The organism is Streptomyces sp. NPDC097129 (assembly GCF_055668065.1).
Window position 1 is genome coordinate 21,890 of record NZ_JBVOQE010000016.1, and the last position, 15,996, is coordinate 37,885.

9 protein-coding genes and 1 pseudogene are annotated in these 15,996 nt (G+C 65.5%); 2 read left to right on the forward strand and 8 right to left on the reverse strand.

The window, feature by feature from the left end; genetic code table 11:
* Window positions 1-269 precede the first annotated feature (269 nt).
* From AC0B9F_RS33720 to AC0B9F_RS33730, 3 genes are all read right to left on the reverse strand, one after another.
* Window positions 270-692: an ATP-binding protein gene (locus AC0B9F_RS33720; protein ID WP_472009016.1), complete on the reverse strand. Its 423-nt coding sequence runs from the start codon at window positions 690-692 to the stop codon at window positions 270-272.
* 556 nt (window positions 693-1,248) lie between these two features.
* A complete protein-coding gene (locus AC0B9F_RS33725; protein ID WP_472009018.1) occupies window positions 1,249-1,734 on the reverse strand; it encodes a DUF6417 family protein in 486 nt (161 codons plus the stop codon).
* 269 nt (window positions 1,735-2,003) lie between these two features.
* Window positions 2,004-2,486 (reverse strand): lamin tail domain-containing protein, encoded by a 483-nt coding sequence (locus AC0B9F_RS33730; protein ID WP_472009020.1) that lies wholly within the window; start codon window positions 2,484-2,486, stop codon window positions 2,004-2,006.
* Window positions 2,487-3,164: 678 nt separating this feature from the next.
* Here AC0B9F_RS33730 and AC0B9F_RS33735 point away from each other — a divergent pair.
* A complete protein-coding gene (locus AC0B9F_RS33735; RefSeq protein WP_472009022.1) occupies window positions 3,165-3,701 on the forward strand; it encodes a hypothetical protein in 537 nt (178 codons plus the stop codon).
* A gap of 306 nt (window positions 3,702-4,007) precedes the next feature.
* On the opposite strand, the gene AC0B9F_RS33740 is transcribed toward AC0B9F_RS33735, so the two are convergent.
* Window positions 4,008-4,364, reverse strand: coding sequence for a hypothetical protein (locus AC0B9F_RS33740; protein ID WP_472009024.1), 357 nt, complete (start codon window positions 4,362-4,364; stop codon window positions 4,008-4,010).
* A 159-nt stretch (window positions 4,365-4,523) separates the two neighbouring features.
* Window positions 4,524-6,653, reverse strand: a complete 2,130-nt coding sequence (locus AC0B9F_RS33745; RefSeq protein WP_472009026.1) for a hypothetical protein — start codon at window positions 6,651-6,653, stop codon at window positions 4,524-4,526.
* Window positions 6,654-6,980: 327 nt separating this feature from the next.
* Between AC0B9F_RS33745 and AC0B9F_RS33750 the strand changes: the two are divergent.
* A pseudogene (locus AC0B9F_RS33750) lies at window positions 6,981-7,853 on the forward strand (IS5 family transposase); the annotation flags it as partial.
* Between the two features lie 240 nt (window positions 7,854-8,093).
* Here the strand turns inward: AC0B9F_RS33750 and AC0B9F_RS33755 are convergent.
* From AC0B9F_RS33755 to AC0B9F_RS33765, 3 genes are all read right to left on the reverse strand, one after another.
* On the reverse strand, window positions 8,094-8,585 hold the full coding sequence (locus tag AC0B9F_RS33755) for a hypothetical protein (protein WP_472009165.1): 492 nt from the start codon (window positions 8,583-8,585) through the stop codon (window positions 8,094-8,096).
* A gap of 437 nt (window positions 8,586-9,022) precedes the next feature.
* Complete coding sequence (locus tag AC0B9F_RS33760; RefSeq protein ID WP_472009028.1) at window positions 9,023-9,388, reverse strand: hypothetical protein; 366 nt, start codon at window positions 9,386-9,388, stop codon at window positions 9,023-9,025.
* An 11-nt stretch (window positions 9,389-9,399) separates the two neighbouring features.
* The gene (locus AC0B9F_RS33765) at window positions 9,400-15,639 is read right to left on the reverse strand and encodes a DNRLRE domain-containing protein (protein WP_472009029.1); all 6,240 of its coding nucleotides are present in this window, start codon (window positions 15,637-15,639) and stop codon (window positions 9,400-9,402) included.
* Window positions 15,640-15,996: the final 357 nt, after the last annotated feature.

Below are 15,996 nucleotides of genomic sequence, written 5' to 3' on the forward strand. Positions count from 1 at the left end.
TTCACGTCGGTGCTGTACTCGTGGCGCTGCCCGCAGTCGCATTCATAGACCCGGACTCAGGGACGATCTCACCCGGGTGGTAAGTCTTCTCGCTCTCGCTGCTCTCGCTCATGCCGCCCAGCGTCCCCGGCCGGCGGGGCAGCGGCCGGTCGGCCCGGGCTGAACGGGTGACCGGGTTATGCCCAAGCCGGCCGTGGATGGTAACGCGGCGCCTCTGTCATTGCGGCTGCTGGGCGTCCTCCGTTCCCCCGCCAGCAGGCCGCTCAACATCAGCAGACGTGATCACCGGCCTCGTCCCCGACCGGATCGTCGGCCAGGACCACGGCCGCCACGATCCGCTTGCCCACCGGCTCCCGGTGCATCGCGAAACTGCGGCAGACCGCCATCACGATCTCCAGGCCGTGCTGACCGACCCGGCCCGGGTCGGCGACCTGGGCCACGGGCAAGCACGGCTCGCTGTCCCACACCGTCACCTCCACCGCACCCTCACGGACCTCCAGGGTCAGAAGACACGGCCCGGGAGCGTATTTGCGGGCGTTGGTCACCAGCTCGCTCACCACCAGCTGCACCATGCCCATGGCGCGCTCGGACACGGACACCCCGTGCACCGCCTGCACGTCCCCCAGGAACGAGCGGGCCAAGTGACGGGCCTCAGCGATGTCCTTACTGCCCTCGAAGGCCGCGGACACCATGATCACGCGATCCGTGGGTGACTCACGACCGCCATCCTGGACAGGCATTCCCATGCCGGCCGCCTCACTTCCGAAGCGTCGACTACAGCTCGGCCTCGTTTACCCCGAACACACCCGCCCTCACATACATGTAATCATTTTCTGGCATTTGTCAGGTGACAACTATTTGCCCGGAGCGCGACCAGCGGCAGGACGAGGGCAGGGTGAACCGCCGGAGCGCCGCGCCTAGCTCCGGCCGCCTGTGCGGCCGATGCGCTGGCGCTGTCCACCGAACACGCGACGGACTGCCTGATGTACGGCAGGAAGGGGCGCGGCCTACTACTTGGTCTTCCCCTGGGGATCGGTGTGGGCGCTGTTGCCTGCGTCGTCGCCTTGGCCGCGCCGGCCGCTCGGGTGCGGCGGGGGCGCTCGCCGCACAGGTCGTCGCGGAATGCGCGGCACTGCTGGTGATCCTCAGTTACGGGTAACCCGGTTGTCCTGATGCGCGGGGAGTGGAGGGCGGCGTCGGGCACGGCAGACGCACGGCGGCCGGGCGTCCTGTCGCCGCATCGAAGCGCTAGGTGATCCCGTATTCGCGGGCGAACCGGTTGGCTTCGGCGACCGAGCCGCTGAGAGCGCGCAGGTAGAACGCGTAGGCGACCGTCTCGATCTGCTCCGGCGTCCGCGCCATGCGCCAGCGGTTGTTCGGCCGGTCGAAGTGCGCGGTGCGCACCCGCTCGACCAGGCCGTCGGCCGGAGGGACGCGCAGCACCGGGCACAGGTTCACGTACACCCGCAGGGCGTCCATCTGCGACGGCCACAGCTCGACCGCCTGCTCCCCCTCGGTGGGCGGGGCGGGGGCGGGGGATGCCTCGAGGTAGGCCAGTACGTCGTGGCCCTGCGGGCTGAGGCGGGCCGCCCACAGCACCGGACGCCCCTCGTAGGCGGACAGCTCCGCGCGCATCTCCCTATCCGCCAGCTCGGCCAGGCCCTGGCCCGCAGCAGTCTGGACGGACTGCTGCACGCCCGGCTCAAGGCCCGTCGACAGAGCCCAGCCGTACACGGAATGCTCCTCCCGCTCGCGGAGGCAGCGAAGAACTTCCAAGCGAGTCTGCCGTGCGCCCATCATCACCTTCACCGTTGCCGGGTACCCCAGGAGACGGTAGAGGGTGTGCACGGCACTGTGCGAACGACTCCGCTCCACTCCCCCCGGCCTGACGCTCGCCGCCTGAGGCGAGCGCATAAGTGTGGGGCCACCCCCCGCCGACTAGGGGTGGCCCCACAGTGAGACGTCAGTGCTGGCTGAGCGTCAGTTCACGTCAGGTGTGCGGGTCAGTGGTGGCCGCCGCGGTGGTGGTGGCCCCAGGACTGGTCGTCGACGAAGCGGCCGCGGTCGTTGCGCAGGGTCGCGGTGTCGTGGTCGTTGTTCCACACGTAGTGGCGGCGGTCCTGGAACACGTCGTGCCGGGCGTCGCGGCCTTCACCGGTGTGGACGCGGACGGTGGAGCGGCCGTCCAGGCGGTAGTGGTGGAAGGTGTAGGTGTGGCCGGCCTCATCGCTGAGGGTCCAGCGGTCGAGGTTCACCGCCCGGCGCGTGTGATTGGTGATCTCCACCCACTCGGCGTTCAGGGAGCGGTTGGAACGATCGTCACGTCCCGGGGAGTCGTACTGCACCGCACTGATCGTCACCGCCGCGCGCTCACGCGAGGGGTGGTGGTGGCCGGCGGCCATGGCCGGCAGCGCGGCAGCGCCGACCAGGGCGCCGGCCACGGCAGTGGCGGCGGTCAGGCGACGGGCGGAAGAAGAAACGGACACCAAGGTCCCCCTTCAAAGTGCGCACACCCGGCCGGGTTCAGGCGGCATTGCCGCAGGTCCGGCGGGTGCGTTGTGCTGGTGTGAGGCCGGTCGGCCGCACACGCACACCATGCAGTCCGCACCCCGCCGTGTGTGGGAAATGCGGAGCGTTATTACGAATTCAACAGAGTTTTCTAACTCTCACATGTAATAGCCATCAAAGTGGCGAATGCACCAGGTTGACGCCCCGTTTCGCGCACAGGCGTTGCAGCGCCCGGGTCGAGGTGACGACCCGCCAGATCCCGCCACCCCACCGGCCGGAACACGATCACCCGAAAGTGAGTAACAACAGACACGGCTCTGGGGGCGTTCCGGGCGGCCTGTGATGGCGCCGATGACCGCTTCGGTGGTGTCGCGGCGGCGGACCTTGTAGAGGGCGCGGGCGCCGCGCAGATGGTAGGCCATGGGGACGACCGCCAGTGCTGCGAGTGCGAGGCTGATGAGGGGGCGCCAGTCGTAGCGGGGTACGCCCGGCCAACGGTTCCTCAACCTTCAGCCAGGGTCTGACCACGGGACGGCAAGGTTTGGACAGGTCGCCAGTTGTTCACTTGTTGGCTCTACTCGCATAGACCGCCGCAGTGGTGTCATGCCGTCAGATGCCCGGCGCACCATGCCGTGCCGTGACTGACGGAGCCCCCCATGCAACGGACACGCCGAATCGCCGCCGCATCCTCCGCGCTGGCTCTCGCCGCGGCTGGCCTGGTCTTGTCGACCACCAGCGCGCAGGCCGTCCCGACAGCCTCGTGCTCGCAGTCGTACCTGCCGCTGCCGGACCCGGCCTGCCAGCCCGGCGCCTACAACCCCGACGTCACCCAGGCGACCATCAACTCCACGATCTGTGTGTCCGGATGGACCAGCACGGTCCGGCCGCCCACCTCGTACACCAACCCGCTGAAAGTCCAGCAGATCACCGCCTACGGTTACAGCGACACCTCGACCGCCGACTACGAAGAAGACCATCTCGTCCCGCTGGAACTCGGTGGCGCACCCCGCGACCCGGCCAACCTGTGGCCCGAGCCCCGCTACAGCACCGGCGGGAAGACCGCCGGAAACAAGGACACCATCGAGAACAAACTGAAGACCGCCGTCTGCAACGGCCAAGTGAGCCTTGACGACGCCCGCCATGCCATCGCCACGAACTGGACCACCGCCCTTGCCGCCACCGGCATCGGCTGAGAGGTGCTGGTTTGGCTTGGCCCTGCCGGCCTTCCTTGAGAGGGATGTGGTGGATGTCGAACGAGACACTCTCCGCCCGGTGCTCGCGCGGCCATCGGCTGGCCGTCTGGCGATAGGTGCGCACCTGGTTGTAGAGCGCACCACTCACCCGGACCCGGACCAGCCACTTTGCAGCACTCCGCCCCGCCGATCCAATGATCGACGGGGCGGAGTCGGCCCCGGATTAACCAACAGCGTCCCTTTGCGGGTGGGGAGCCGGGGCATGGCTTGAGGCGGTGGTTCACCGTGCGGGCGGGACTGCCGTGATCACTTTTCGAGGCTCAAGGTGAAGCGGCATGGGATGTCTTGCATGTACCGGGAGCCGTCCTGATCGTAAGTGAAGCGGCATTGGGATGCCTCTCCCGAGATCTTCCCTGTCACGACGACCTTCACCGAGTAGTAGTAGACGTTGTCTTCCCTGGGCTTGAGCTTGATGGGGTGCTTCGAGTAGTCCGTGTATTTGGCCACGGGGAACTGGGAGTCACCGTCCGGAAAGATCAGCCCTACGCCATCGGTCTCCTTGCTGCTGAACGCTGCATATTTGCTGACCTTGAGGCCCTTGGGAAGGTCCAGAACCTTCGCGTCAGTGAGTTCCATTGGCTTCGACGACTTGTTCTGCACCATGGGCAGTGCGAACCACCAGGACTGCCCGCGATTCGTGCATGCTCGCTTCCCACGAGTGCTTGTGAACCCGGATCGTCCAGAGCATTACCTTGAGCAGGCTGCGAGTTTCCCTGCGTGGAACAGGAAGTGAGCGCCAGCAGGGCGGCGAGGATTACCCCACTAGTAAGAGTAGAAGACGCCTTCTCGGCCCGATCCTGCCCGGTCATAATATCCCCAAATGCTGTGGGTGCCCACCGTGCTGCCGCCGGCGGTGATCCTCTGCTCGTGGTCGTTGTCCAACTGGCTGGACGCCCCCAGCGACAGGCCGAAGACGGAAACCGAGCCCGTGATCTTCGCGCTTCTTCCTCTGTTCAGGGAATAGTAAGTGTTTGGGGCGACGCGAGCGCGCTTCCAGGAAGGCGAGTAGTAGTACCTCGTTCCGTCCAGGTGTGAGACATCCTTGCCGTAGATACCCGGGTAGCCGCCCGCAGGAATCCTGTAACCCGTGGCGAAAACTCGTTGGTAGTAGACGTTGGGCTGCCCCGAGCAGTATTCCGTGACCTGCTGCTTCTGGTAATTAACTGGGACGCGCCAGTGCTTTCCGAAGTACGGGCCCCGGTTAGCGAAACCGGAAGAGGAACCGGCCGATCCGCCCAGAGTTACCGACCCGCCGATGCTCCAGTTCCCAGAACCCTTGAGAGCTACCTCGACACTGGTCGACATCTTGTTCTTGTAGTCGACGGAAGCCTTCGCATCCCAGTACGCGTGTCCCTCACCGACGGTGGTGTACGCAATGGAGTTGGAGATGGCGTGAGTCTTCGTCCAGCAGGTGTCGATGCGGGAGGACCGCGCGTCGTCCGTGACGGGCATCGACCTGGTGTCTGTGCCGGCTACCAGATAAGGGTTGTACTCGGACCCGGGCGAAGCTCCCGTGTCGTTCTGCCACAGGGGTGTCTGAGCGGCATCGTCGGGCGACGCGGTCGGCAGCTGCTCATACTGAGCGGCGTAGGTCGTTCGCTCCTGGGCGGCAGTGGGGCCGGAGGTATCGGCGTCGGCGCCTGCAACCGCAGGCCGCAATGCCACAGTGTGGGCGGCCTCAGTACTTGCAGCCACGGCCAGGGCGGAGCGTGCCTGCGTTCCCGCGGCTTGCTGGGACGGTTCAGGAGCGGCCACGAGATGGTCCGCCGCGAACATGGGCACGCCCGAGGCTGTGTGGGCGAAAACCCCCGCACTGACATTCAGTACACCGCTGTTGGCATCCGAGATGGCCTGCAGATCAGCAGGGAGCTGTGACGGCAGAGTGAACGACCAGGTGCCGTCAGCCGCCGTGACCGCCGTACCGAGTGCTTTCACCTCCACCTCGGAGCCGTCCTCTGGGACGAGCGAGGCATCGACGGGTTCGATCCGAACGGTCAAGCCGGCCGCAGGACTTCCGTCACCGAGTGTGAATCGTCCAGAGACCGTGGCCGGACCTTCAGCAGGCGTCTCCTCCGGAGTGGGCGCCGGCAAGTCATCCGGCTCCGGCGCCGGCTGCCCGGCGAGGAGAGGCTTCTCCTCAAGCGCTGGGGCGAGGCATTCGGCAGGGTCGACCAGGACCGTCCCGTTGAATCCGACGCCCACCTCGGAGTTGGTCTGGGCGAATGGGGTGCCCGCGTAGCTCTTGACGTCGCCGAGAGCACCCTGGGTGTAGATGACGCCGGGCCCTGGGCTCCATGCCTCGCGTGCCTGGCCGAGGCCGGTAACGGCCACGTTGTCGCCGGGGTTCACCGTACCGCCACGGGCGGCGAAGCTCGGCAGCGCCTTTCTGCCGCTGGTGGAGGTGACTACGGGCTCGCTGTAGTTCCAGCCCCGCACCTCGCCGGCGGCCAGCGTGTAGACGACGGTTCCGATCGCCCAGACATCATCGGCGGCAGCCATCGCCGCCGCCGCGGGGACCGTAGCGGCAATCTTGTCGCTGAAGGCCGTCACCGTACCGTCGCCGGTGGCCGGGCTGCTCTGCACGAAGACGGTGATGGTGCCGTCACTCGCCTGAGCGAAGATGCGGCCCATGCCCACACCGGAGGACGGACCGCCGTTGGCCCACACCCGCTGGTAGGCGCCCCAGCCGCTGCCGTAAGTCTTGACCGGGGTGAGGAGGCTGCCGCCGGTGTCGCTGTTGTCCTTGTACGACTTGAGAACACCGTCCTTGGTGATCTCGTAGATCACGCCGAAGTCACCGCCGAAAATGCGGCTGCCGCCCGGGAGACTGGCGGTTATTCCGGTATCGAGGAGATGGTTATCGGCATTGGTGTTGGCCAGGTCCCAGCCCATGTACTTGCGAAGCGTACGCGGGGGCGCGGGGCTCACCCGGCCGGGCAACGGCTGCAGAAGATACGTCGCCGTATTAGTGGAGCAAGTCGCTGCCGCTGCCTGGGAAACGCCAGTTACGGCCGGCAGGGTGGTCAGTGTGCTGCATGTCAGCGCAACGGTCAGTACACCGACTGCCAGATTTCTTGGTGAAACGCGTTCGCGCTTCGACATGAATTTCCCCCCAGGTGAAGAACTTGAGTAAGATCTGAGCTTTCCGGCTCACATAGTGGATGGTGTGTGGACGGCCGGGAGCTGCCAGGCCCTCGCGATGTCCACGCGCGGAGTTCTGTGGGACGTGGGGATCTGACGAACGGCCAGTGGGCCCGGCTTGAGCCCTTGTTGCCGACGGGCATGAAGCCGGGTCGGCCGCGGGTGTGGACGCGGCGGCAGCTGATAGACGGCATACGGTGTCGGCCCCGGACCGGTGCTCCCTGGCGGGATGTGCCCGAACGTTATGGGCCGTGGGACCGGGTCTATGACCTGTTCCGCCGCTGGCAGCGGGACGGCACCTGGGCGAGGATCCTCACTCAGCTCCAGGCCGGGGCGGACGCGAATGGCCTGATCACCTGGGACGTGAACGTCGACTCCACCGTCTGCCGGGCCCACCAGCACGCCGCCGGGGCGGTGAAAAGGGGGACCTGCAGAAGGAACCACCCGGCGGGATCTTCGTCGAGCCGGCCGACCACGGCCTCGGACGCTCCCGTGGCGGGCTGACCAGTAACATCCACCTCGCGGTTGAGCAGGGGCAGAAGCCCTTGTCCGTGTGATCACGGCGGGCAGCGGGGCGACTCCCCGCAGTTCGAAGCGGTCCTGGAGGCCATCCGGGTTCCCCGGCTGGGGCTCGGCAGGCCGCGCAGGAGGCAGGACCGGGTGCGGGCCGACAAGGCGTACGACTCCCGTGGCAACCGCTCCTACCTGAGCAGACGCGGGATCAAGGCCACCATCCCGGTTCCGGCGGACCGGGTCCGCAACCGCCTCAAGCGCGGCTCGCACGGCGGACGGCCACCGAGGTTCGACAAGGACGACTACAAGCAGCGGCACGCGGTCGAATGCGGGATCAACCGGCTCAAGCGCCACCGGGCGGTTGCCACTCGGTATGACGAACTCGCCGTCCGCTACGAAGCGACAGTGCTGGTCGCAGCCATCAACGAGTGGCTGCGACCAGCACTTTCACAACACGCCCTAGGCGCGCCAACCACCCTGCGCAAGAGCACTGACCCACCCAGCTCACTGCGCAACACCAAACAACCAGCTCAACCCACGAATACCCCCGCGCCAGACACTCGATTCCGCGTACACCTCACCCACGGAACAGACCCACCGCTCAGCATAACTGAGCAACACCAGGCAACAACCAAGATCAATAAGCAACCACGACAGCTACGCCACAGTTGTGAATGCTCAGGAGGAGATTCTAGGACCTCCACTCTCGGGTGCTGGTGGGATCGTCATGCCGTTTACCAAGCCCTGGTCGCCGCGAAGGAAGGACAGGATGCCGTGCACCCGGTGCACCGGACGGTTTTCCTTCCTCCTGAGCGATAGGGCAGCAAGTAGTTCGTACCCGGAGCACAGGATCACTTCATATCCCTCGTATGACTCAAGGTTGACGACTGCGGCTTCCAGTAGACCGAACTCGCTGGGTAGTAATGGCAGTTCATCGTCCCCCCGGGTGGTGGCCAGCCCAGCCCTCGCATAAAGCGTGGATATGATGTGACTGCCACTGGCCTTTTCGGCCGTTTCTCGATCGACATCGCTCAGCTTGGCAATCTGAGAATAGGCATGTTCAAGAATCGTCACGAGAGCGGTCAATTCTCGAACCTTGAGCGACATTGCGAATTGGTCTTCCTGCCGATCACAGGAATTGGAGATTTGTGGATTTTTGCGCCAACGCATCGATGCTCCTAGAGATTGGCAGCGGGGTGGGGGACGCCGGTGAGCCAATATCTGTAGAAGTCGTCCGCTGGCGGGGGAAGCGTTTCACCTTTGAAGCGCCAGCAGTGATTGTTATTGACCGAGCCCTCTTACAATTTAATTACAGCAAGAGCTTTCTGTGCAATGTCGTTTGCTGCTCCCTCAGAGTGCTGCAGTCGCTTGGAGGGACGGATCTGTGAATGTCCGACGGCGGCGAGGCCTCGCGACGACGCGGCGTCTGACGTGCGTGATTGCATGCGCCCGACGCTGCCGCTGGGTTTCCGTCGGCTGGGTGCTGTTGAGAACTAGGCATCGCAGGCATTGCGGGTGTCGCTGATTACTTAACACCGCGCGCGTTTCACCGAGGGCGTCGTCGACGCAGTAAGGGGCCGCAGGTGTTCGGCCTGCGGCCCCTTCGGTCAGGCGTTCTTTCTTCTTCGATCACGCCTTAGCGCGTAGGCGGATGCTACTGACTGCGTGTACTGCTGAGGATCGTTGAGTCTCTTTGGTGGGGCATCGTGTGTCCACACCGCGAAGAACTCCTCGACACAGCTTTGTAGCTGTTCGAGTTGAGAAGCGGAGCTCTCTGCCTCGATGCCGAGTTCTTCTCCGGACTCGTCCAGAGTGAGCTTCAGGGCCCTGGCGCGCCCGTCAAAAGCGGCTGTAACGTCGTCCAGGAATGCCGGTTCCATATCCTGGCTTAGTTGTTCAGTGGACGAGTAGACGTACATCCACTGATCGTCGTCCACCACGATGATGGGGCTGGTGAACTCTTCGTTGCCCATCTCAGCTCTTTCTACCAGTGCCCTTGCCACGGACGGTGGTTTTTGATTCCGCCCGGGCCACGCCGGTGGTAATGCAGGATCTTCCACCAGGACATGCCCTTAATCCGGTGGCTATGCAGACCGAAAATCCGTTTGTGCTTCCAGATGAAGTCGGTTCCTCGCGCGGTTGCCTTGTGGCTGAATTTTACGCCGTACTTCCATGCCTTCATCCGGTGACCGATACCACGTCCGATACCAGCGTAAAGGGCACCGGAGAGGGCTCCCAAACCGGCCGCACGACCGAATCGGCTCCACCGCCAGCTGCGCCTTCCTGCGTGCATGGCGGCGTACGCCCCTGCGCCTGCCGCAGCGCCGACGGCCACTCCACAGACAATGGAGGCGCCACACGCGATGCCACCGATGATACCGCCGCCAATGGCCGCCCACTTCAGGCTTTTACGCCACCAGCTCTTACCGTCAAGGTCGTAGTTGTTGACAGGGTCGCCGTTGCCGTATTCATACGCGTTGGCTGAGCCGCCAGGGACAGGATCGACGGAGAGGAACCGTCCGATCGTCGGGTCGTAGAGGCGGACCCCCATCAGCGTGACGCCGTTGGGCGTTTCACTGGAGCGCTGCTTGCCGCCCAGCCAGCCGTAGCGAGTGGGGTCGGTGCCAGGCAGCAGGCTGCCGTACTCGTCGTAGCTGTTGACCACTGGGGTGGTGTTGTCCACCAGCGGAATCTGGGTGGCGATGTCGCCGTGCATGTTGGCGAGCTGCAGGACGACGTCGCCAGTAGCGCTCGTAGTGGCGATCAGGTTGCCGGCCAGGTCCTCGAGGCTACGGCTGATCGTGCCGTTGTCCGTCGAGGTCCAGTCGGGACTGTCGTCATCGCCGCCGTAGTGATTGGTCTTGTTCCCCGTCGTGCTCCAGGCGCCGTCCTCTGCCTGTTCTTCAGTGGTCCACGAAGCGAGGCGTCCAGCTGCGTCCAGGTTCCACGTCGTGCGTTTGCGGTCTGCGGTGATCTGGCGCACCAGGTCGTTGGTGTAGAAGGCATTCTGCGCACCGCTGGACTGAGCGGTCGTGCGGCCGAAGACGTCGTAGACGGTACCTGCGGCGATCAGCCTGTCCGCGCTGTCGTACGTGTAGTTGGCGGTGTTGGTGGTAGGAGCGCCTCCGTCGACGTCGTCGACGGTGGTGGTGACTGCCGTGCGATTGGTGTTGTTGTCGAAGGTGTACGCCCGGTGCGTGGTGACACCTGCTTCCGAGTCGTCCACCTTTGTCAGGCGGCCGGCCGCGTCATAGGTGTACTGCTGGTAGGCACCGCCGCCGGTGTAGACCGTACGGCTGACGTCCTGATCGTGGATGGACTGAGTGGTGGACTCCCCCTGGACGGTCCAGCCGGACTCCCAGTGCCAGTAGCGGGAACTTTCCGTGCCAGTGGTGTCGAGGTTGAATTCGACGTTGATGTTCCACGGCAGGACTTCCTTGTACAGGCGGCCGTCGGAGTCGTAGAAGCCGGTGACGTCACCGATGGTGCCCATGACCGAGTCGTGGACGCGGCTGGGGAGCCCAGCGGGGTTGTCATAGTCGTAGGTGACCGTGGACGGAGCCGAGTCGGTGACGCGGATCTTGCGGTCGCGGTTGTCGTACTCGGTGCGGGTAACGTTGCCGACGCCATCGTCGTAGGCGATCTCCCGGCCCAGGAGGTCGGTGGTGTGGGTGATCGTCTTCGTTCCGTTGGAGACGGTGGCGATGTCGCCGCTGGCCGGGTCGTAGGTTGTGGTCTGCGCGGGCACTGCGGTGCCGACGCCACCGGTGACCTGTGTCTGTGTCACACGGCCTGCGGCATCACGGGTTGTGACGGTAGTGCGGGTAACGCCGTTGACCGTCTCGGTGATCTTGGCCGGGTTGCCCCAGCGGTCATACTCGTTTGTCGTGGTGGGCAGTTCACTCGGGTTGGAGCCACCACCGGTGATTGTGCCTGCCGGGCCTGTCGAGCACACCAGGTCTGCCCACTCCGGGCGGCCGGCGCACTCGCCTGTGCCGGTGGCAGACCAGTACTTGGTCACCGTCGCACCGGCGTCCGAACCATTGGACTTGGGCAGGGTCGCCTTGACCACGCGGCCCAGAGCATCGTAGCTGGTGGTCTTCGTCAGCTTCAGACCGCTTGGGTCGGTCACGGTGCTGGTGGGGAGACCCTTGGCCCAGTCGTAGGCCGTCGTTGTGCTGCGCACGTCGCCGTCGGTCGGGTAGCCGTCGACCCATGCGCCCACACTAGTGGTCGTGATTTGATCGCTCACGGTGGCGGTGCCGTCGTTGGGGCGGCCTTCGTCATAGGTGTTGACCGTGTGTTGGCGCGCAGCGACTTGAGTACCGGCCGGGATGTTGGGGCTGTCCGAGTCGCCAGCGAGGGCCTGGGTCAGGGTGACCAGGTGCAGGGGGCCGAACTCTTCCAGTTGCCGCTTGCCGTCGGTGGAATAAACGGAAACGGTGGCGAGCTGGCGTGCTCGCTCGGCCGGGGAGTCGGCGAGGATGCCGAGTTCGCTCTGCGTGTTGACCTGATAGTCAGCGGTGCCGAGAGCCAGTTCGCGGTTGGTCGCGGTCAGCTCGAAGACCGTGTTACCGAACCGGTCGTACTGGGTGACGGTCACGTGGCGACCGGGCAAGCCAGTGTTCACCTGGCGTCCGGACGCGTTGGTGTAGGTGATCGTCGCCTTGTCGTAGCCGGTCGCGGCGAGGTCGTTTCCGGTGTGGGAAAGCGGGACCTGGTCGACGGGGAATACGGCCGTGGCGTCAGTGGGCGCGTCCGTCTGCCCCCACGCGGCGGCATCCCCGGGGGCCAGTTGGTTGGGCGCCGTAGTGCCCGACAGCGGCACATCGTAGACGACCGAAGTGATCGCCTTGGCGCCGTCGAGTTGGTCCTTGGTGCCAGCCTTGAGAGTCGGACGGGAGGCGGACAGCAGCATGCCGTCGCCAGCCACCGCGCTGTTGCCGGCCTTGCCGTACTCAAGCGTCCACGGCAGCTCACCGGGCCGGGTCAGGGTGGTCACTCGACCAGCGCTGTCATAGCCGTAGACCGTCTTCAGCGCAGGCGAGATGCGCGGGTCCCACTGCTCGCGCAGGCGAGCTGAGTCGTCGTAGGTGTACTGGGAAATAGCCGTGGCCGTAGCAGCCGAGGCTCCAGGGTCAGTGGCCCACAGACGGATCTGCTTCACCTGACCGGTGTAGTCGCCGAATGTGGTGGACGTGGCGGTGGTGGAGGTGCCGTAGACGTACTCCAGGACCCGACAGCCCTTAGTGGAGGGCGTGACCGCGCACGTATCGGAGGAAACCGCGGACGTGGGGGCAATGACGTACTTGGGCCGGGCGAGGGTCTTGCCGCCCACCGTGACCTTCTCGGAGATCACCTTCGTGGTCGACTGGTCTGCTGGAAGGAAGGTGGTGGCCAGCTGCCAAGTGGTGACGGTGGAGTCAACCTTGCTGAACACCGACGTGATGCCTTCGGAGTCCTTCAGGGTGAAAGATCCGGTCAGCGAGCCGGTCAGTGTCAGGTCCTCCGAACCGGCCTCAGGCTTCCAGCCGCCACCGCTGGTCGCGGTGAAACCGGTCTCCTCACCATCAACATCCACGACTGCGACAGACGTGGCCGACGTCTTGCGCACGTAGGCCCAGTCGCTATCCGAGATTTCGGCTGTCGTGCCAGCAGTCCACTGAGGACCGAAGATTGCAGCCTGGCCCTCCTGCTGGCTACCAGCGGACGGAAGGCGAGAGGAGAACGAACGCGAGACGCTCATATCGAAGGCCGAAGCGTCCGTGGTAGAGAAACTGAAGTCACCGGTGAGAGTGTTCAGGCTCCCCGGACCGACCTGCTCGCTGGGCGCCTGGCCAGCGTTGCGATCCACCGTGATCCGCGTAGCTGGGGATGCGTCCGTGGTGGTGCTGTCGGTGAAGACCGCCCGGACGTCCACCGGACCGTCCTCGCTGAGCGTGTCGGTGACGTTCCAGGTCAGTGCCGCGGCGTTGCCTCCGGTCACGGTGGCAGGCCAGGCGGGAAGGGTGGAGCCGTCCGCCTTGCGACGCACGTCCTGGGTGGGGATGTCCTTCCAGGTGTCCGTCTCACCGCGCCGGTACTGGTACCGAACGCCGGTGTCAGTGCTCTTGCCCTGGCCGGTCAGCTCGGTGCGCCGGGCGGGACGGTCACCGTCGCCCGGAGTGAGAAGGGCGGCGCCGGAGCCGGCGTAGAAGGTGTAGCCCGTACCGGCCGAGACGTTGCCAGCGGCGTCCTTGGTGCGCACCGTCAGGGTGTGCTTGCCCGCGCGGAAGACCGGCTTGGCGGTGACCGCACTGCCGGCAGTGGCGACCGACTGCCATGCGGCACCGTCCAGGTTCCACTGGACTTCCTTCACGTCGCTGGTGGGCGGGGTGAAGGTGAAGGCGCCGGTGAAGTCACCGTTGTCATTGGGCGTGCCCGACCACTGGCCGGCCGGGTAGTCGGTAGAGGACACGCTCGTCGTGGCCGGAGCCGTCGTGTCGACCGTGAGGGTACGGAAGGACGACCAGGCACTGGTCGCACTGCCGTCACTCGAACGCACGCGCCACTTGTAGGTGCCCTGCGGCAGGGCCGTGGGCGTCCAGGTGGCCGTCGCGCCGGAGGCGACCGCGGCGCTGGAGCCGGACTGCAAGGCCGTGGTGCCGTTGGAGGCCCAGACCTCGTAGTTCAGCGTGACCTGGGAACCATCGCCGTCGAGTGCTTTCGCCGACAGGGTCGGCGTGGTGTCGTTGGTGGCACCCTTGTCCGCCGGGGATATCAGCGTCGGTACACCCGGTATGGAGTTGTACGTCACCGACAGATACGGCGTGTTGGAGGCGGCGTTGCCGGAGTTGAACCGCTTCCAGCCGTACGGGTCGGACTCGTCCGAGGCGCGCAGGCCCAGGTGGTTGGAGCCGTTGCCGTTGGAGGCCCACGCCTGCACCATCGAGGTCACGTCGGCGTTGACCCAGCCGTCATTGCAGGAGCTGGAGAAGCCCTTGGTCTGCGTGCTGGTGGCGTACTTGGTGCCCCAGGTGGGCTGGGCGGTCCAGCGGGTCGCGGTGGAGGCGGCCCCCGTCGACCACACGTCCCAGCCCTTGGCCGTGCAGGACCAGGAGTGGAATTCGTACAGGTTCAGTTTCGCCGCGCTGATCTGCTTCCCGGTGATGTTCTTCATCGGGAAGGACAGGAACGAACGCGCCACCTGACCGGAGCCGTTGTTGCCGAGCTTGAGCTCGGTCGACGTCGACTGGTCGGTGCCGTAGCCCTGCTGGACGAACGTGTCGAAGCTTGTCCCGACGTTGATCGACGGGTCGATCGTCACAGGGAACTGCGTCTTGGCGTCCGCCAGGAACTTGGCGTCCGCGGTCAGGGTGATGGTGATGGTGTCGCCGTCCTGCGCGACTTTCACCCCGACCTTCGCGGTGTGGGTGTGCTCGCCGGAGTTCTTGTTCGTCTGGGCGTCCCACATCACCGGCGCCGGCAGCAGGCCAGCGTTCTTGCCCTTGGCGTCGGTGAACGTAACCGAGCCGTCCTCGTGCGCCTTCGCGGTCAGGCCCTTGGCCGTCAGGCTATAGGTGATCTGGCCGTTGGCATCGACGGCAGAGCGGTCCTTCAGCTGAAGGAACTGCTCGTAGCCGGTCCGCGTGGACTCGATCAGCAGATCGGTCGCAGGCAGGGCGTCCTTGTACCGGGCAACCGTGTCATCGGCACCCTCGATCACCGGCTGCGGCAGCGCGCCGTACCAGCCCAACTGCAGTTGCCGTCCCGCGCCGTCCTCAACTGTAACCAGCGGCACCGCTGCCGCGGCGGCAGCCTTCGCGCCGGAGGCCTTCAGGCCCTTAGGCGCCGCCTCCTTGCCCGCAAGCTTCAGCCCGTGCGGGTGGCCCTTGGCCTTGATCGAGCCGTCCTCGTCCTGCACCAGCGACGGGTCGACGTCCTGCCAGGCGCCCGAGTCGGTCTGGAAACGGATCGGGCCGGCGTATGCCTCCTCCGTCACCGTGCCGTCAGGGTTGACGTAGGTCGTTGACGTCTCGGTGCGATCGTCGGTGACCTCGATCCGGCGGCTCTGGATCTTCGCCTTCAACCGCGCGGCCGCTTCTGTTGGAGCAGTGGCGGGGCCGAGGGTCTTAGCCGTCTTGGCAGCAGGGGCGTCGCTGGCCCGCGTCTGCTGGGACAGAGCGACAGCCTGGCCTGTGGATTCGATGACCACAGCGGCTTCGGTCGCCATCAGCAGCGTCAAGGCTGCAGCGAGAGGGCGAAGACGTCGCGCGGACGCCAGCGGCCTGAAAGGCTGCTCCGTACCTAGCGGGTGTCGTATGCCTCTTCTGAGGCGCCTACTCATGTGAAGGATCCCCCTCCTCTTGCGTTTCCGAGCAGTGGATCCTCACACGTAGTTCTTACCTCTTCCATACATCTTCTTACTGCTCCTGGCTGGAATTTGACCGTCTGTCTAGTGCAGCGCAGTTCGCCGCTCGCCGTTCCCACGGCGGGGGCTCTTCTTCTTCCCGGCATCGCAGCGCTTCGCTGGCCACCCGATTCATAGGACGGCGGAAGACAACGGGCTTACCGAGGATCCGAGTTGAAGGATCCGCATGTG

Coding starts and splice junctions, on each gene's coding strand:
- AC0B9F_RS33740 (WP_472009024.1), bottom strand. CDS start 4,364: ATGGTGCAGAACAAGTCGTCGAAGCCAATGGAACTCACTGACGCGAAG.
- AC0B9F_RS33720 (WP_472009016.1), bottom strand. CDS start 692: ATGGTGTCCGCGGCCTTCGAGGGCAGTAAGGACATCGCTGAGGCCCGT.
- AC0B9F_RS33745 (WP_472009026.1), bottom strand. CDS start 6,653: ATGGGCTGGGACCTGGCCAACACCAATGCCGATAACCATCTCCTCGAT.
- AC0B9F_RS33735 (WP_472009022.1), top strand. CDS start 3,165: ATGCAACGGACACGCCGAATCGCCGCCGCATCCTCCGCGCTGGCTCTC.
- AC0B9F_RS33760 (WP_472009028.1), bottom strand. CDS start 9,388: ATGGGCAACGAAGAGTTCACCAGCCCCATCATCGTGGTGGACGACGAT.
- AC0B9F_RS33755 (WP_472009165.1), bottom strand. CDS start 8,585: ATGCGTTGGCGCAAAAATCCACAAATCTCCAATTCCTGTGATCGGCAG.